The following is an 18,767-nucleotide window of genomic DNA, read 5'->3' on the forward strand; positions in this document are numbered from 1 at the left end:
ATCGTGAGTTACGATTATGCCGCTTACGCTCGACCCTACGACAACGACAAAGCGCTCGGTTTCAGCATAATTCGTCTCGGTGTTGACGGCATATCCAATACGACGAATGCGCTTCTCGATTACGGCAGCGACGGCATTCCCGGAACCAACGATACCGACGGCACCGAAGGAAACGGGCAACTTGACGAAGGCGAACGGCTGAACGAAGACGCCATTACAAAATTCGGTGACTCCGAGTGGGCTATATATCTCTCGTACGGCAGACAGCTCACCGAGAGATTCGCTTATGGGGGCAGCGTGAAATTCATCCGCAAGGCGTTTGCGAATCACTCCGCGAACGGACTCGGTTTTGACATCGCACTTCGATATAAACTGAGGGAACGGATCTTCCTCGGAATGAATTTACAGGACGCCACGACTACACTGTTGGCGTGGGACACCGGAACCAAAGAACTCATTGCGCCGACGCTCCGTTCGGGAATTTCCGCTCAGATAGAACTGCCCATAACCGACGCCTGGATAATGCCGAGTATTGAAATTGTAACGAGAACCGACGGCGAAAGACCGTATTCGGACGGCATCAGCATCGGCTCGGCGTTCAGCGCTTTGACCTACGGAGCGGAGCTGCATGTCAACGAACGGCTTATCTTGAGAGCGGGCAGGGGGGAAGTCGAACCGTTCAGCGCCGGAATGGGGATAAAAGTCCGGGGAGCTACGGTCGATTATGCCTTCGGCTCAGTCGGTTCTCAGGAAAACCTGGGCGATACTCACCGCGTCTCGCTCATGGTCGATTTCAATTCGGGGCTGTGGATTCAGTAATTTAAGTCGGGGAATAAATCTGTGCGAGTCAGGGCTTGCCCTGACCGCAACCAAGTTGCAGGGGAGGGTTTGTGTCGAAGACACTCCTTTGGAGCAACCCTCCAGTTAAATAGCAGGAGAACCACCCCTTGTGTTCCCCTCCTTGCTTAAGGAGGGGAATTTCTAACTCTCCCATTGAGGGGAGTACTCCGCAGGAGGGAGGGGTGTTATCGCACGATATTCGTTAAATCACACCCTCCGTCCCGATCCCGAAACTTCGGGACGGGACACCTCCCTCGAGGGAGGAGGATATGGACTATGCCCTTATCTCCTCCTTGCTTATAGAGCTGGACATGACTAACTTAAAAAGAGTAAATATTAATCGAGAAGCATTAAAATCTGGGGAAGAAAATGAATAAGTTTAAGTCACTATTATTATTGATATTAGGAGTGGTATTATTGATGAGTTGTGCAAAAAATGATAGAGCCGATTCTGATTCAGAAGGGGATAGAAAATATTTTCTCGAAAAAGTCCGAAACGTCTTAGTTGTACAGGTTTACGCTGATGAGTTCGAAGGCTTATCGCTTAAGCAAAAGACTCTCGCATGGCATCTTTACAGGTCGGCGATTGCGGGGCGGGACATCTATTACGACCAGAGTCATAAACACGCCCTGAAAATCAGGAATATACTCGATGCGGTTATCGAGAACCCCGAAGGGATAGACCCGGAAGTATATGAGAACATCCTCGAATACACCAAAATGTTCTGGATAAACACCGGTCAGTATGATAATAAAACGTCACGGAAATTTGCTCCGAAATTCAGTTATTTGCAATTCTCCAAAGCAGCCAGCATAGCTCAGGCGGAGGGAGCTGATTTCGGTTTGGAAGAGGGAGAGGACCTCGATGTCGTATTGCGACACCTCAGACCGTACATCTTTGACAGAGATTTCGAGCCCGTCAAGACGAATAAGAATCCGGCAGGCGGCAAGGATATGCTGCAGGCGAGCGCGGTGAACTTCTACGACGGCGTCACTCTCGCTGATCTTGAGGGTTTCAGGGAGATCAATCCGTTAAACTCGAAAATAGTCGTCGAAGATGGTGAAATTAAAGAACTTGTGTACCGGGCGGGCGGAGACGGCATCGAGCCGGGACTCTATTCAATGGAGCTCGAAAGGGCGGCGAAGGAGCTTGAAGAAGCTGCTGAGTACGCCGATGAGGGACAGGCGAACGTACTTAGACTCCTCGCCAAATATTTCCGTTCCGGCGACCTCGAAGATTTCCGCCGCTATAACATCGCATGGGTCCAGGACAGCTCGTTTTTCGACCTCATCAACGGATTTATCGAAGTTTACGATGATCCGCGGGGGCAAAAAGCGTCGTATGAGGCGGTAGTTGAAATGATCGACGTGGAAGGCTCAATACTTATGAGACTGTTTGCGGACAACGCATTGTATTTCGAGGGAAAAGCGCCCTGGGCTGATGAGTACAAGAGGACGGAGATCGACCCGCCGATCGCAAACGTCATGACGATATTGGTCGAAACGGGACACGCCGGACCTATAAGTCCTGGCGGGATCAATCTGCCGAACGAGCAGTACGTACGCGAAAACTACGGCTCAAAAAGCATAATTCTCGGAAATGTCGTTAAGGCGAGAAAGGAAGCGGCGGCGAGCGTATCGATAGAAGAGTTTGCCTCTTCAGAAGAGGAAAAAGCGTTATACAATAAATACGGCGGGCTGTTGTACGACCTGAGTGTGGCGATGCATGAGGTTGTCGGGCACGCTTCCGGTAAAAAATCAGAAACGCTCGAAGGCGACCCGGCGGAATATATAGATGAATACTACTCGACTTTAGAAGAAGCCCGCGCCGACCTTATTGCGCTCTGGAACTTTGATGACCCCAAATTAGTGGAGATGGGTGTAGCCCCGTCGACTGAAGTCGGAAAGGCGGGATTCGACAGATATGTCAGGAGAGCCCTGACGCAGCACAGAACGGTTCCCGAAGGTGATCAGTACGAAGAGGACCATGACCGGGGAACGCAGATGATCGTCGAGTATATCAGAAAGAACACATCCGCTATCGAGATCATTAAAGTTGAAGGAAAAACCTACTACAAGGTTGTCGATTATGCGGAGATGAAACGGGGCGTGGGAGAAATTCTCTCTAAGCTTATGGAGATCAAGGCAACAGGCGATTACGAGGGCGCAAAATCTATCATCGAAGAGTACGGTCTGAAGTTCGATACGGAACTCAGGGATGAGGTCTTAGAACGTTCGCGCGCTATCGGACTGACCGACTACACTGCTGTCGTATTCCCACGGTTGGAAGCGGTCTACGATGACGACGGCACTATTAAAGATATTTTAATTTCGTATCCTCTCGACTTCAAAACTCAGATGCTCGAGTTCAAACACTTTTTTGACGAAGATGAAGAAGAGATGGATGAAATTGCGATGAAATAATGCTGTCATTCTGAGTCTGCCAGCTGGCGGACGACAAAGCAATCTCGGGATGCCTTCCGACTCCCCGCCTGACAGCAGTCGCGCAGGCGCTCAGCATGACAGCCGTGAAGAGATTGCCGCGGTCATACGGCTAACGCCGTACTCCCTCGCAAAGACAGAATCTATCGTGACACAGTCCCCGCCGCTGGCGGGGCCTGCGTTGATTTGGGGTGGATAGATAACCACCCCTAAATCCCCTCCTTTACAAAGAGGGGGCTTTTTATCCCATCTTCGATGGGATATGTAGGGGAGGGTTTGTGTCAAAGACACTCCTTCGGAGTAACCCTCCCGTATTAGAGGCAGATCCGCCTGACAACAGTCGGGCCTGTCCGAATGATGCCAGACGGGCAGGTCACAGACCTGCCCCTACACTTCATCTGAACTTTGAGATTACTTCAAAGGAGTCCTCCGGGGGAGTCCTTTGTGACCTTTCGGAACAAGCTCTGACTCGCATATAAAGCCAGGGCCTTGGATCAGAGTTTTACCATTAATGATTTCTCTTTTTTAACGTGGACAGTTCCGGGAGGTCCGCCTTTCTTCTTCCATACGTATTTACACAAAGTGTAAATGACCGGCACGATCGCCGAGTGCTTTTGCTTGCTGTGGCGCGCGGCGAGCTGCGCAGCCCTGACTATCACCTCCCGCGGAAACGGTTCTCCCTTTTTAATCACAGGCACTACGACATGCGAGCCTCCCGACCCCTGTGCGTGCAGCCAAAGATCGTTCTTTTTTGCTATCCTGAAAGTCAATTCGTCGTTGTTTTTTGCGCTTTTGCCGACAAGTACCGTATATCCTCCGGGCGCATCGAACGAGCGGTACGGCAATGAAGGAGTTTCCTGTTTCCGCAATCGGGGCGGTGATTTCAGACGACTCTTGAACAGTTTTTTCTCTAACTGATCCCATTCTTCAAGAGTGTTCGCCGTTTCAATCTGTTTTTTAATATCATCTAATTTTGGGAGTTCATTTTCGCCTTCTGATATAGTCTTTAAAAGTTTCTTCTCACCGGAGCGGGCGGATTTGGATTTTTTATAATAGTGTGCGGCATTCGCGGATGGTGAGACGAGAGGATCGAGCGCAATCTCTATCTTATTCCCGTCAAAATCATTGAGCGAAATCTTACTCATCCCTTTTTTGATCAGGTGCAGATTTGATATCACCAGATCACCTATTTTGTTCCAATCCCGCCGTTCTCTGAGTTTTATGAGGTCTGCCTTCTGTTTTTTTATCCGTTCAAATATGGACAAAATTCGGCTGTTCACTGATTTTAGACTTTCACGTTTCTTTCTTTCGAGAGAAGTATGAGCTCCCTTCAGTTTCAAAAATTCAATGACAGCTTCGTTAACAGAGTTAAAAGTTGTATAGGGCGTGTCAGTCATATGCTTTAGTTTTAATAATGAGAAGAGGGGAGGAGAAGAATGAAAAATGAAAAATTTGGGCTTGGAAAGCATCCGATCTATTCTTTTATAGGCATCCCAAAGCTTCTGAACATCACCTTTCCTGAGATTATGACTCTTCATTTCCATTTCAACCCCGGCAAGATAAGCGATCTCGGCTGCCGTCGATTTGCTCACAAATGGTAAAGATTTTCTCAATGCTTTTAACAGGTTCATTGAAGGTATATTTTTAATATTACGATCAAGTTCCTCAGGATTTTCGGGTGAGTCAATATTTCTATGCGCAAATTCATCATAGTTTCGCCCTATTAATTCCGATGACGTTTTGAAGCTGTTTAAGATCTCATTCTGCTCATTTAATAAAATTGCATTCGGTTGTGATCCATAGAAAGTGAAGATCAGTGACCGCGATGCCTCGAAATGAAAGTTTATCTCCCGGTTTTCGGCAGACGCTTCAACCTTTGAGAGTTTTATACCTTCCATCTCTTCAAACAGCCGGACCGTTTGCTTTTTTTTCGGCTTAAAATCTCCCTCCTTGAGGAAAAGGTGGGGCTCGCCCTTAACCCCGTTGAAAAACAACGTTTTGAGCGTTTTTCCAGAGAACAGGATCTGAAGTTGGTTTTTGCGATATGTAAAAGCAGAATCAAAATATGTGTCCTTCAGAATTTCGTTTAGTTCCCGGGAAAGCGATCTAAGTGTGATTAAGTGATTTATCATAATTTTACAGTGTATTTTACCAGTCGAAAAGTAAATGAAACCAGTGATTTATGTTAGTAAAATTACTGTTGACACTCCATCTTTTTTTATATACCTTATCCTGACTATAGTAAAATGGGTAAAAACGCCCTGTTAAACAGTAAAAACCGGGATGCGGAGATTTAAATGCTGAAAAGCATGACAGGATATGGTAGAGGAGAGGCGGTTGGAGACAACTCTGTTATCTCCATAGAAATACGCTCGGTCAACAACCGCTTTTGCGACGTGATCATGCGGAGCAACAAAGGTTTTATGAAATGGGATGACGAAATAAAAAGGCATATTCAAAAAAGGTTAGACAGGGGTAAAATATTCTGTAACGTAAACGTTGAAGTTACGAAATCGAATGGTGAAATGTCTGAATTGGACGTGGAAGCGCTAAAAAAATATGCCGGGCTTCTCGGAGAGATCAAAAAACATGCGGAGATAGAAGAACCGATTCAACTGAATCATCTGCTCGGCAACAACAGCATATTTATGCACCCGACCAATGAAGGCTTTGAGGAACTCCGCGAGTTAATGCTCGAGGCTCTTGAGGCTTCTCTCGGGGAAGTCAGCAGGATGAGGTCGGAGGAAGGTGAAATGCTTTCAACCGACATAGTAGAAAGAGTGACAAGAGTAGATATGAGTGTTAAAGAAATCGAGGGAATGTCTGAAAACAATGTCAGTACTCAATTTAAAAAGATGAAATCGCGGGCGGAAGAGTTGCTTGCGGGTAACATGGAAGAGAGACGGCTTGATCATGAGTTGGCGTTATTGGCGGATAAATTGGATATTTCGGAAGAATGTGTCAGGATCAGGAGCCACGTCGAGCAATTCCTGAATTATGTTGATTTAGATGAACCTGTCGGTAAACGGCTTGATTTCTTGTTGCAGGAAATGAACAGGGAGACCAACACAATTTCATCCAAGACAAATGAAGCCAAGATATCTCATCTGATAGTGGAGATGAAGAACGGTATAGAGTCGCTCCGGGAGCAGGTTCAAAACATAGTATAGTATGACCGGGGAAGGTAAAAATTAAGAACAGAGGTTTTCTCGTAGTAGTTTGCGCACCGTCAGGCTCAGGGAAGACATCTATTTGTAAAGCATATATGGATCAAAACGAGAGGGCGAGATATTCTATTTCGATGACGACGCGACCATTGAGAAAAAATGAAGTGAACGGTAAGGATTATCTCTTTGTGAGCCATGATGAGTTTATGAATGCGGTAGAAAAAAACGAGTTCGTCGAATATGAAAAGGTACACGACTGGATGTACGGTACTCCCAAAAAGGAGATTACCGATGCCCTGAATAACGGAGAGGTTCTGCTGATAGACATCGATGTCAAGGGCGGTATGGCGATTAAATCCGAATATCCGGAAGATACTCTAACGGTGTTTATCAAGCCGCCGTCTATAGAGGAATTAAAAAAGCGATTGAGGGCGAGGGGAACGGAGTCAGAAGATAAAATTGAAAAGCGGTTACAGCGGTATGAGCTCGAGCTCTCAAAAACAGACGAGTTCGATATAATTATTATGAATGAGGATTTTAATAAGGCTGTAAGACAATTTGCAACGTCGATAAACGAAAAAGGAGAATAAACAGAAATGGGATTGGAAACTATTAAATTGAGGGATCTCGAAGGTAAAGCCGTTAATATCTTTGAGGCGATAACGGTTATGGCGAAACGGGCAAGGCACATTAATAACGTCAGGCTCGCTGAAAAAGAGGAGATCCTTGACGGACATGATGATGATAACGAGGAATATATCACCGAACCTATGGTTCCTATAAACATGAAGAAGGAAACGAAAGTCGCTACGATAGCGTTAAATGAGTTTTTGAGGGGCGAAATCGAATTCGAGTACGTCGAGCCGATGCCGATATCGGAGGACGAAGTGGTTCAAGAATCAACCGGTGAGGATAAGCCGAGCGAAGATTAACTCAAAAATTCATGAAGTTAGCGGGTCGAAATATAATATTAGGGGTTACAGGCGGGATAGCGATTTATAAATCGGCTTCCCTGCTTCGAAAACTCAGAGTGGAGGAAGGCGCCGACGTTCAGGTGATAATGACCGCCTCCGCCCTGAAATTCATGACTCCGTTGATATTTGAAACCTTTTCCGGCAAACCGGTCTGGACAAATCTATTCTCAGACTCCGAGATGGTCGGCGTGCGTCATGTGGATATATCGAAATGGGCCGATGCTGTACTGATCTGTCCGGCTACGGCAAACATAATAGGAAAAGCGGCAAACGGAATTGCAGATGATCTGCTTTCCACGGTCATCTGCGACGCGGGAACGAAATCTATTTTCGCTGCTGCCATGGAATCCGGAATGTATAATAACCCTGTGGTAAAGGAAAACGTGAAGAGACTCAAGGATGCGGGTTTCGGATTCATAGAACCTGAAACCGGAGCGCTGGCATCGGGAGCGGAAGGAATAGGCAGGCTGGCTGACGAGGATACGATTATTCAGGCGCTGAAAAATCATTTGCCTTCCGGGACGCTCGAGGACAAGAAGATAATTGTCACAGCCGGTCCGACAAGGGAGTATATCGATCCGGTAAGGTTTATATCAAATCCTTCGACCGGTAAAATGGGCTATGCGCTTGCTGACGCCGCTAGGAAAGCGGGCGCTGACGTCACATTGATCAGCGGTCCTGTAGATTTATCTGAACCGGTCGGCGTTGATGTGAAGAGAGTCACGACTGTCGAAGAAATGAAAAACGCTCTTTTAGAAAAATTTGCGGATTGCGACGCTCTACTTATGGCTGCCGCAGTCGGGGATTACGCTCCGTCGGAAGTCTATGAGCAAAAGATAAAAAAGAACGGCGAGGATCTGACACTGAAATTAAGACGGACAGAAGATATATTAAAGACGGTAAAAAGCCTGAAAAAGAATAAGATTGTTATCGGATTTAGTGTTGAGACCGAAAAGTTAACGGAAAATTCTAAATCCAAATTGAAAGAGAAGGGTCTTGATCTGATTATTGCCAACAATCCAAATGAAAACGGCGCCGGTTTCGCCCACGACACCAACAAAGTTTCTATTATCGACTCGAAAGGAGAGATAGAAGAGTTAGATCTGATGAGCAAGCAGGAGCTCTCAGCTGTTATTATTGACAAGCTCTCAATTTTATTAAACGGGAGTTGACGATTGCCCGATCCGATTAAAGTAAAGGCAGCACGCTATCTTCAGCAGCAATCAGAAATCTACGGTCCGGAGTTACTAACAGACGGGAGATTGGTGAAACATTCCGATGAAGTTTCCCCTAATGACGCAGCTGAGGCTCTTGAATCGTTTTACAAGGAAATAAACGGCTGTCTGCTCTGTTCCTTAGGGAAAACACGCACGAAATTCGTATTCGGCGTGGGAAACCCGAACGCGGACCTGATGCTTATCGGAGAAGCGCCCGGGAGGGATGAAGACCTGAAAGGCGAACCTTTCGTAGGAAGAGCCGGACAGTTGTTGGATAAAATACTTTCCGCTATTAACTTGTCGAGAGAGGAAGTATATATAGCTAACGTATTGAAATGCCGCCCCCCAAATAACAGAGATCCGTTGAAAACAGAATCTGACACATGCAAACCTTACCTCCTGAGGCAGATCGAGATCATAAAACCGAAAATAATTCTGGCGCTCGGAAGGATTGCGGGAGTCTGGTTGACCGGAGAAGATATGTCGCTCGGTGCGATGCGCGGTAAGACTTTTTCATTTGGGGATAGTGAACTTATGGTAACATATCACCCCGCAGCCCTTCTGCGTAATCCCGGCTGGAAGAGACCGTGCTGGGAGGATATGCAGAGAGTGCAAAAACGATACTTAGAACTGACCGGGAATAAGGGTGCATCATAAGATGGCTGAATCTAAGTCCACGCAAGCGATAGTGCCGCCTCACTCAAAGGAAGCCGAGGAGTCTGTTCTCGGCGCCATGATGATGAGTAAAGAGGTTACTTTCAAGGTATTCGAGCGTATTTGGGATTCCACCGTGTTTTACTTTGACGTGCACCGGTTTATTTTTACGGCGATGAGGGAGCTATTCGACGATGCGTCGCCGATAGATCAGATAACCGTATCGGATAAACTGAAACAGCAAAACATGCTCGAAAAGGTAGGCGGCAGCTATTTCGTCACGGGGCTTCTCGAGAGCACTCCTTCGGTATCGAACGCAGACTATTATATAGATATCGTCATAGAGAAGGCTCTCCTAAGAAGAATTATTTCACTCGGAGTCACCATGACCGCAGATGGATATGGGGCTTCCGAAGGAGCTCCGGAACTCATCGAGCGATATGAGCAGAAGATATATCAGCTGACCGAAGGCAGGTGGGACAGCTCGTTCCGTCCGATAGAGCCGATCATTCACGAGACGATGGAACATCTCGATAAAATATCCAAGTCTAAGGGGTTCGTCACCGGTATTGCCAGCGGTTACGCGGATCTCGATAAGAAAACAGCGGGATTTCAGAACTCGAACCTTGCCATCATAGCTGCCCGTCCGTCGATGGGGAAGACGTCTCTCGCGCTATCGATAGCGAAAAATATCGCTCTGAACGACAAAATTCCTGTCGGCTTCTTCAGTCTTGAAATGTCTGCCCAGGAGATAGCGCTCAGGCTGTTATGCATGGAAGCAAGAGTAAATTCACACGACGTGAAGATCAAAAAACATTCGAGTCAGGAACATACCCGTTTGATAAACGCCAGCAATAAACTTTATAAATCACCTATTTTTATCGATGATACACCCGGCATAACTCCCTTAGAATTAAGGGCAAAAGCGAGGCGACTTAAATCAGAACATGATGTGGGTATAATCTTCCTGGACTATATACAACTTATGACGGGTTCAGGGAGATCGGAGAACAGGCAGCAGGAGATATCGATGATTTCCCGCTCTCTCAAAGCTACGGCAAAAGAGCTCGACATCCCCTTGGTTGCCCTTTCGCAACTTTCGCGAGCGCCTGAACAGAGGGGAACAAAAGACCGCCGTCCGCAGCTCTCCGACCTGAGGGAAAGCGGTGCATTGGAGCAGGACGCAGACCTCGTTCTTTTCATATACAACGAGCAGGTATATAATAAATACGAAGAAGGTTACGAGCAGCCGAAGGAAGCTCTGGCCGAAATCATTATCGGCAAACAGAGGAACGGTCCCACCGGCACTATTTTTCTCACATTCCTCAGCGAGTACGCTAAGTTCGAAAGTAAGGCATTGGATTACGAAGCTCCTCCATTTTGAGGATAAATAAATTTGATTCAAGTATTAGAAGCAATCGAGAAGAGAGTAAAGCCGAAGTATCCGCGAAAATTTCGCAAACTTCTCAGCAGCATAGTATATCAAATAAGCGGTAAAAACGAAGAAGCTCTCTGGGAAGCCTACACGTTTGCCCGCCGAGCGCATAAGGGTCAACTCCGTCTGTCCGGAGAACCGTATTTCGAACACTGCTATCAAACCGCTCTGAACCTCACCCGAATGAATATGGATGTGGTAACAATCATCGGTGGATTGCTTCATGACGTGTTAGAAGATACAAATGTAACTATCGAGGATATTACAGAAAGCTTTGGCGAGGAAGTCAGCCGGCTCGTCAACGGCGTCACAAAAATCTCAGAGCTGGATTATCAAAGCAATGAGGAAAAGCAGGCCGGTAACTTCAGGAAGATGCTTTTTTCGGTCATTGAAGACATTCGTGTGATTATCATTAAGTTTGCCGACCGCTTGCATAACATGCAAACTCTTGAACATCTCCCGGCGAAGAAGGCAAAACGAATAGCTCTTGAAACGAGGGACGTGTACGCTCCGCTTGCACATCGGCTCGGCATGGGTAGAATTAAATGGGAACTTGAGGACCTATCGCTGAAAGTGCTTGAGAAGGAAGCATACGATAATATCGATAAAAGGGTTAAGGACAGACGGGGTGAGCGTGAGCGGTATATTCGAAAAGTAGCAAAACCGTTGAAAAACAAGCTGAAAGATGCGAATATCAAAGCGGAAATTTCCGGTCGCCCTAAGCATTTTTACAGTATTCACGGCAAGATGACACGGAGGCAGAAACCGTTTGAGGAAATATACGATCTCTTCGCAATCAGGGTGGTGGTTGAAACTATATCGGAATGTTACGCGACACTGGGACTTGTGCACGCAATGTACAAGCCGGTCGCGGAACGGTTTAAGGATTTTATAGCGATTCCCAAAGCGAACGGCTATCAATCTGTTCACACTACTATCATGGGCCCGGGTGGTAAAATTGTAGAACTGCAGATTCGTACGCATGAAATGGACCGTACCGCCGAAGAGGGTATAGCGGCACACTGGCGATATAAAGAGGGGAATTCCGATGATGAAGACCTCGATCAGTATATGAAATGGCTCAGAGATCTGATCGAATCCCTTCAGAGCGAAGACTCCGATCCTTCAGAATTTATGCAGTCTCTTAAGATCGATCTATTCAATGATGAAATATTCGCGTTTACGCCGAAGGGTGAGTTAAAACAGATGCCGATAGGGTCAACGCCTGTAGATTTCGCGTATGCGGTACATACAGAGGTCGGGAATCATTGTATCGGAGCCAAAGTAAACGGCAAGATGGTTCCTTTGAACACGAAATTGTCGAGCGGGGATTCCGTTGAGATAATCACGAGCGACTCACAAACGCCGAATCCGGCCCATCTTAAATTCGTGATAACCGGCAAGGCGAGAAGCCGAATCAAGAGATGGGTGAACAATGAGAGACGGGAACAGGCGATAAAGCTCGGCAAAGAGATGATTGATAAGGAGTTCAAGCGGAAAAAGATCGCAAAAGCGGGTAAACGAATTGAAGCTGCCCTGAGTTCAACAGATTTCGACACTATTGAAAACCTGCAAAGAGCCGTCGGTTCCGGAAATTATGCTATCGAAAAACTCCTCAGAATCGTAAATCCTTCGGAGGTCAAGGAAAAAGTGAAAGGTGAGGAGGAAGGGAAAAGGAGCTTCCTTGCGCGAGCGCGGAAACGGGTCAAGGGAATCAAGGTGCAGGGTATGAACAACATTATGATCAATTTCGGTAAATGTTGTCAGCCGATTCCCGGTGATGATATAATAGGATTTATTACAAGGGGAAAGGGAGTCACGATTCATCGCGTGGACTGTAAGGATTCTGCTCACTTATTCGGCTCTCAGGACAGGTCAATAGAAGTTGAATGGGACACGGGTAAAAAGGACGAATTTCTCGTACGCGTAAAGATTGAGGGACGGGAGAGGAAACATTTCCTGAGAGACCTCACGGAGGTAATATCTTCCACAAACACCAACATACTCAGTCTTGACCTTGAGGTAGTTGAAGCGATAGCGAGCGTGAACCTTGTGATTCAGGTTCGTGACCTCAAACACTTCAACAACGTGAGCAAGAAAATTGTTGATATTAATGGGATAATCACGGTTGAAAGAGGATGATTAAATTAGCTTGAAGCTGATGAACCTGTTATTTATTTTAAGTTTACATATAAATGCAATAATTTTAACAAGGAATGAGTGATGAGTTCAATTACTTATACCAAGCGGGACGTTGCCAGAAGAACCGCAAGGAAGCTGGGTCTCAAGATTTACATGGTTGAAGAGATAGTGGATGGCGTGTTCATGACGCTCAGAGAGATGATGAGTGAACCTTCACCTCAAATAAGAATTGAAGTTCGAAATTTTGGCGTGTTCGAGGTAAAGCCGACAAAGGCGAAGCCGAAAGCTAGGAATCCACGCACAAATGAGATCATCCATGTCCCGCCGAGAAGAAAAACTCACTTCAGACCCGGTAAATTACTCAAAACGACATTGAGGCTACCCCTGGATTCCCTGAAGGGATTTTAAAGCAACGGGCTCAGATTTCGGTGATGCAGCCTGACAGCATTTGAAAGTCAGCTAACTGAAGGGTATGTATTTGGAAAAGCCCGGACGCATTTTAGGAATCGATTATGGAGAAAAGAGGGTCGGTCTCGCCATTACGGACCCATTAGCGATTACCGCACGCGGGTTCGAGACAATTTTCAACAAAGACAGGAAAGAATTACTTAAATCTCTTCAGAGTATAATTTCATCCAACGAGATTAAAAAGATCGTAGTCGGTATTCCTTATTCACTTAACGGCAATAAAGGACCGATGGCGGAGGTCGTAGAAGAGTTCACGCGCGATCTTTCTTCGTTCACGGAAGTAAAGGTTGATACTTGGTCTGAGGAATTCTCATCCGAAGACGCAAAGACGGCTCTAAGACAAATCGGGGTCGACTACAGGAAGAACAAGGGAGAGATCGATAAAATGGCTGCTGCGCTAATTTTGCGCTCCTACCTTGACCATCATGCCGGTTAAATCTACGAAAAAAAAGGATCGGGCGTTAAGGGTAGGTATCATCGGTCTGGGCGGGATAGTTCAGACGACACATCTACCGATTTTAAAGGGCATGGATGACATAGAAGTGCACGCCGTTTGTGACTCTAATGAGCAAAAAGCGTCATGGGTATCGGAAAAATTCCATGTACCGAACGTTTATACCGATGTTGACCGGATTGTGATGTCCGAAGAGATTGATGCCGTAATCATCTCCACACCGAACAATCTTCATTATCCAATGGCGACAAGAGCGCTGAAAACCGGAAAGGCGGTCTTTATTGAAAAGCCGGTGGCTAAGAATCTGAAAGAAACGATAGCCCTCTCCAAATTGGCTAAATCAACAGGGAAACTCGTAATGGTCGGTATGAATCAACGCTTTCGACAGGATGTCGAGATTCTCAAGAATTTTGTGGATTCAGGCGAGCTCGGTGAAGTGTTTTACGTTAAAAGCGGCTGGATGATCCATAGGGCTATCCTCGACCGGAACAGGTGGTACTACAGAAAAAAGGTCTCCGGCGGCGGAGTGTTGATAGACCTTGGTGTGCAGCTTTTCGACCTATGCCTGTGGATAATCGGAAATCCCCCACTCAAATCGGTTTCGTGTAACATGTTCAACAAGGCTTCCGGATTGGAAGTAGAAGACTCAGCCGCGGTTCAATTGGTATGCGCCGGCGGGGAGACTATTAACGTAGAGGTAACATGGTCATTGATGACCGAAAAGGAAGTAACGTATACAAATATCTTCGGGACGGACGGCGGAGCTCTCTTGAATCCGCTCAGGATACATAAAGAGCTTGCCGGTAACCTTGTCAACGTGACTCCTGATAAACCGATAGACCGCAAGCAAATCCGGAAATCCTACGAAAATGAGCTGCAGCATTTTGCCGATTGCCTTCTCAGCGGAATAAAATGTCGTTCGTCCATAGACGATTCGATACATTCGATGAAAGCTCTTGATGCCGCTTACAGGTCTGCGTCGACCGGCAAACAGATCCGTTTATAATCAGCCGGAAGCAGATTGAACGAATTATCATCGACCGACGAGAGATTAAATCTTGTGTACGAAAAAAGGGTGGATTATGCCTTATTAGGGTTTTTTGCTCTGACTTTCGGCGGCGCTTTCCCCCCCCTTAACGCCGGATACTTATCGTGGATCTCGTTCGTTCCTTACTTCTTTTTTCTCGAACGGAATATCTACTCCGGAATATTCAGGAAAAACTTCGCTGCCGGTTACGCAGCGAATTTGCTGATAGTTTACTGGATCGCCGCAAACTCCGGCGCCGCTCTGCCCGTTGCGTATTTCACGCTCTTCGGCTCTCTGGCGATACTTGCGCTCTGGTTTACGCTGTACGGGTGGGCTCAATCCCGTTTGTGGAGAATATGGGGTGAGAAAACGATCTGGACAGCGCCTCTGTTATGGGTCGGAATAGAGTTCATAAGGTCGCACGGTTCGCTTGCGTTTCCATGGACGATGGTCGCCAACACGCAGACTTCATATACCAACCTGATACAGATCTCATCAGTTACGGGCGCCTGGGGAGTTTCATTTATGATAATTTTGGTGAACGTCTTCTTTTACCAGGCGGTAAAATCGATCGCTCGCTTAAAAAGGGCTCTTGTTTACCTGTCGGCGGCGGTTTTGACTCTTTCGTCGGTTTGGATTTACGGCTTTTATGTCATGGATGATGCGGATGAGCTGCTCGACGGGACTGAAAAATCCATCAAGGTAAGTATCGTACAGCCGAATCTCGACCCGAAGGAGAAATGGGACGTAACTAAAAGGGACGAGGTTTACGATTTATACAGCAGGCTTTATGCTGAGGCGGCATTGACGAAACCTGATCTGATCATCTGGCCCGAGACGGCAACCCCTGCGTACCTCAGAGCCAATAAAGACAATAGATTGGACCAAATTCTGTCAATGGTAGATTCATTTAATGTTCCTCTGTTAACGGGTACGTTGGATTACAAATTCTCAAGCGATGGAAAAACCAGGAAATACAATTCCGCTTTTCTGCTTCGTCCCGGTTCGAGAAGAATCGAGAGTTACAGCAAGATTCACCTCGTTCCGTTCGCGGAAAAAGTACCCTTCGAGGATAGATTTCCTATTCTCTCCCTGATTGATCTCGGTCAGGCGAATTTCTCACAGGGAACCGAACTAACGGTCTTTGATCTGTCGGGCAAGAAATTTTCGGTTGAGATATGCTTCGAGTCGGTCTTTCCTTCGCTCGCCCGCAAGTTTATTCAGCGGGGAGCGGAGCTCATAGTTATAATAACCAACGACGCATGGTTCGGGAACACGTCGGGGCCGTATCAACACGCGCAGACGGCTGTTATGCGTGCGGTAGAGAACAGGCGCGCTGTCGCCCGCTGTGCAAACACGGGTATTTCCGAACTCATTGACCCGTATGGCCGGATAATCGATTCTATTCGATTGAACGAGAGGGGAGTTCTTACGGGTGAGTTGAAATTGTTGAACATAGAGACCTACTATGCCCGTCACGGCGATTATCTGGGCTGGATCACCGCCGGTCTAAGCGTTTTACTTATGTTGTCAACACTGCAAAGGGTCAGGGTGAAAAAAAGTGCTTCATAAATTTCTCGTTGGCATAGTGCTTTTAATTCCTCTTTCAATAACAACTGCGCAGGTAAAGGTCATCGATAACCTGACGTTTTCTACTACCGTCATCAAAAAGGCGGTAATTGAAAGGCTGGCAGAGGAAAAGCTGACCAAGGAGGGATGGTATCACATCATTGGAGTGGAAAATGATTCACTCGTTTCGTTTCTGTCGGGAATTGTAAAAGATGCTCTTGAAGAATCGGGTTACAATACTGCGATCACCGATGCGGCACAAGATTCGGTTGACGCAGCGGTGATAAGAATTTTCGACGCACAATTGAGTTTGAAGATCAACAGGAATGTCAGAGAGATAACAGGTTCTTTCACCATGCTCGTTTATTCTTCGGACAGGGGCGAAATTAGATCAGGCAGGGAAATCAATGTGGAACTGAACGGGTCGGATAACGTTGAAGGAATGCGTCAGAAGGATTTGATTTCGGGATCGCCCGGATTTTTGGTTAGCGGAGGCAGAGCATCATATTCAGGTGGAAGATTTGAAAAACTTCTTGCAGTTGCAGTAGCGGGAATCATCACATATTTATTCTATTCGGTGAGAATCTGAGGAAATTGAAGTCCATATCTCAGATAACTTTTTCAATAATTTCAGTCATTACACTTTTTTGCAGTGTTGCAGAATCGTCAGAGCTCGAGGATAAGACTCCGGTCCCCTTAGGCTTTCTACAAAAGTTCGGTCAGGCAGATGAATTGGTTTTCACCGGAATAGGCAGGGGGGAATTCGTAAATATCATGTCTCCTGAATCAAATCACGGCCAAACTTCGTCCAAGGCAAAGGTGGTGATGATGTCGATCATATTACCCGGAACGGGAGAAAGAGCAACCGGAAACTACACTTCCGCGAAGCTGTTTAATTCGACCGAATCCGCTCTCTGGTTATCTCTTCTTTGGTTCAAGAAAACCAAAGATTGGAGGAGGGAGGATTATGAAGTATACGCCTCGGTAAACGCCGGTGTAAACAACGAAGGAAAAGACGAAGTATATTATGCAAATGTAGGAAATTACAGTGACGTCGATGAGTATAACTCCGCCGTGAGAAGAAGCCGCAATCCGTCCGGAACATATGACTCTCAGGATTTTTTCTGGAGCTGGAGTTCGGATGAGACAAGGTTGCAGTATAAATCACTCAGAAAAGAGAGCGAATTAGCCGGACAGAATCTACAGTACACAATCGTGGGATTAATATTGAACAGGCTGTTGAGTGTAATGAATACCGTTTACAGGTACAACAAAAATGTAAGCATGGCAATGTCCGTTGAGAGCGGTTCGGTTTTAATTGATAAAGCGGGCACAACGAAGCTGTCGCTGTCGGTTAGATTCTAATATTTCCCCGGGAGAGAATGATTCTTTCGTCTATAACGAGAGTCGGTTTTAGGAGGATTCCGTCTAAATGACTTCCAACGTCACAGCTGCCTCCCATGCTGATGTTGTTTCCGAGCGCGACATGAACAGTTCCGAGAATTTTTTCGTCTTCGAGAACTTTCCCGCTTAGTTTTGCCTTTTGATTTGTTCCGATGCCGAGCTCGGCGATATTCCTCCCCTGTTTACCAAACGGGGCGAGTTGTTTTCGTATGGTACGAGCTTCCCTGTTTCCCAGAATCTTGGTCACATATCCGTTTGAAACGTACATCTTGATCGGTTTTTTGATTATTCCCGTCTCCCCCATCGAGCCGTCCACAACGAGAATACCTTCCGACGAGCCTTCGACGGGAGCAAGAAACGCTTCCCCTGCCGGAAGATTGCCTGTTTCACCGGGGTTACAAACGTAACCCGTATCCGCTATCCCTTTTTTGTTTTTAATCGACATGTGGAGATCTGTGCCCGCCGGAGTGGTAATATGAACCGTACTTCCGATTGTCAGCACATCGGTGAATTTACTTGTAATCTTTAACATGCGTTGCATATCAACGTTTCCAGCCCTTGCGAGCATCTCTTCGTTTACCCCCGGAAGCGATATAGTCCGCGCTCCCTTTTTACTCGCTGCTCTTCGGGCATTCGTGTGAGTGAGCGATTTTGTGGTCGGGCAGATAAGAACATCGGCATCTTTCATCAGCTTTGCTACCGCCTCAGGAGGTTCTTCGCCGTCAGCTGAAAGAGGTTTTATATCTAAAAGATATGATTCGGCTCCGAGTCTTTTAGCTCTTTCGTGAAACATTATCCCTATATTCCTTTTGTTCACATCGGTTATGATCACTACTCGTTCACCTTTGCGCACCGCAAGGCAGTCACGCAGAGCCGATTCGATTGCATCAGACAATTTTTTCAACTGTTATCCTGTAGAGAGCGTTAAATTTTGTAAAATTTCAGGAAGGCTAAAAACAACTATAAATTCAAGA

Annotated in this window: 17 protein-coding genes; 15 read left to right on the top strand and 2 right to left on the bottom strand. The window is 46.5% G+C overall.

Annotation, left to right across the window (positions count from 1 at the left end; translation table 11 throughout):
• Both IID12_01765 and IID12_01770 read left to right on the top strand, forming a co-directional pair.
• Positions 1-819, top strand: an 819-nt coding sequence (locus IID12_01765; GenBank protein ID MCH8287819.1) for a hypothetical protein, incomplete at its 5' end; no start/stop codon positions are given.
• 441 nt (positions 820-1,260) lie between these two features.
• Positions 1,261-3,264, top strand: a complete 2,004-nt coding sequence (locus IID12_01770; protein MCH8287820.1) for a peptidase M49 — start codon at positions 1,261-1,263, stop codon at positions 3,262-3,264.
• 512 nt (positions 3,265-3,776) lie between these two features.
• On the opposite strand, the gene IID12_01775 is transcribed toward IID12_01770, so the two are convergent.
• The gene (locus IID12_01775) at positions 3,777-5,414 is read right to left on the bottom strand and encodes an NFACT family protein (protein MCH8287821.1); all 1,638 of its coding nucleotides are present in this window, start codon (positions 5,412-5,414) and stop codon (positions 3,777-3,779) included.
• Between the two features lie 165 nt (positions 5,415-5,579).
• Between IID12_01775 and IID12_01780 the strand changes: the two genes are divergently transcribed.
• The 13 genes from IID12_01780 (at position 5,580) to IID12_01840 (ending at position 17,754) form a co-directional block, all read left to right on the top strand.
• Positions 5,580-6,452, top strand: coding sequence for a YicC family protein (locus IID12_01780; GenBank protein ID MCH8287822.1), 873 nt, complete (start codon positions 5,580-5,582; stop codon positions 6,450-6,452).
• 20 nt (positions 6,453-6,472) lie between these two features.
• A complete protein-coding gene (gmk, locus tag IID12_01785; protein ID MCH8287823.1) occupies positions 6,473-7,039 on the top strand; it encodes a guanylate kinase in 567 nt (188 codons plus the stop codon).
• 6 nt (positions 7,040-7,045) lie between these two features.
• Positions 7,046-7,381 (top strand): DNA-directed RNA polymerase subunit omega, encoded by a 336-nt coding sequence (locus tag IID12_01790; protein ID MCH8287824.1) that lies wholly within the window; start codon positions 7,046-7,048, stop codon positions 7,379-7,381.
• A gap of 11 nt (positions 7,382-7,392) precedes the next feature.
• Complete coding sequence (gene coaBC / locus IID12_01795; protein ID MCH8287825.1) at positions 7,393-8,595, top strand: bifunctional phosphopantothenoylcysteine decarboxylase/phosphopantothenate--cysteine ligase CoaBC; 1,203 nt, start codon at positions 7,393-7,395, stop codon at positions 8,593-8,595.
• A gap of 3 nt (positions 8,596-8,598) precedes the next feature.
• Positions 8,599-9,297 carry a uracil-DNA glycosylase gene (locus IID12_01800; protein ID MCH8287826.1) on the top strand — a complete coding sequence of 233 codons (699 nt, stop codon included), beginning with the start codon at positions 8,599-8,601 and terminating at the stop codon, positions 9,295-9,297.
• 1 nt (position 9,298) lies between these two features.
• Entirely contained in the window at positions 9,299-10,678 is a 1,380-nt protein-coding gene (gene dnaB / locus IID12_01805) for a replicative DNA helicase (GenBank protein MCH8287827.1), read from the top strand.
• Positions 10,679-10,690: 12 nt separating this feature from the next.
• On the top strand, positions 10,691-12,871 hold the full coding sequence (locus IID12_01810; protein MCH8287828.1) for a bifunctional (p)ppGpp synthetase/guanosine-3',5'-bis(diphosphate) 3'-pyrophosphohydrolase: 2,181 nt from the start codon (positions 10,691-10,693) through the stop codon (positions 12,869-12,871).
• Between the two features lie 81 nt (positions 12,872-12,952).
• Positions 12,953-13,279, top strand: a complete 327-nt coding sequence (locus IID12_01815) for an integration host factor subunit beta (protein MCH8287829.1) — start codon at positions 12,953-12,955, stop codon at positions 13,277-13,279.
• Positions 13,280-13,349: 70 nt separating this feature from the next.
• Positions 13,350-13,775: a Holliday junction resolvase RuvX gene (gene ruvX / locus IID12_01820; GenBank protein ID MCH8287830.1), complete on the top strand. Its 426-nt coding sequence runs from the start codon at positions 13,350-13,352 to the stop codon at positions 13,773-13,775.
• Positions 13,765-14,799: a Gfo/Idh/MocA family oxidoreductase gene (locus IID12_01825; GenBank protein MCH8287831.1), complete on the top strand. Its 1,035-nt coding sequence runs from the start codon at positions 13,765-13,767 to the stop codon at positions 14,797-14,799. Before ruvX ends, IID12_01825 begins: the two co-directional genes overlap by 11 nt.
• Before the next feature lie 15 nt (positions 14,800-14,814).
• Positions 14,815-16,392: an apolipoprotein N-acyltransferase gene (gene lnt / locus IID12_01830; protein ID MCH8287832.1), complete on the top strand. Its 1,578-nt coding sequence runs from the start codon at positions 14,815-14,817 to the stop codon at positions 16,390-16,392.
• On the top strand, positions 16,382-16,978 hold the full coding sequence (locus tag IID12_01835) for a hypothetical protein (protein ID MCH8287833.1): 597 nt from the start codon (positions 16,382-16,384) through the stop codon (positions 16,976-16,978). Before lnt ends, IID12_01835 begins: the two co-directional genes overlap by 11 nt.
• A gap of 5 nt (positions 16,979-16,983) precedes the next feature.
• Positions 16,984-17,754: a hypothetical protein gene (locus tag IID12_01840; GenBank protein ID MCH8287834.1), complete on the top strand. Its 771-nt coding sequence runs from the start codon at positions 16,984-16,986 to the stop codon at positions 17,752-17,754.
• Here the strand turns inward: IID12_01840 and IID12_01845 are convergent.
• Complete coding sequence (locus tag IID12_01845; protein MCH8287835.1) at positions 17,744-18,586, bottom strand: aminopeptidase; 843 nt, start codon at positions 18,584-18,586, stop codon at positions 17,744-17,746. The two genes, IID12_01840 and IID12_01845, sit on opposite strands and share 11 nt — an antisense overlap.
• Positions 18,587-18,767: the final 181 nt, after the last annotated feature.

This window comes from Candidatus Neomarinimicrobiota bacterium (assembly GCA_022567655.1).
Classification (GTDB): domain Bacteria; phylum Fidelibacterota; class SORT01; order SORT01; family SORT01; genus JADFGO01.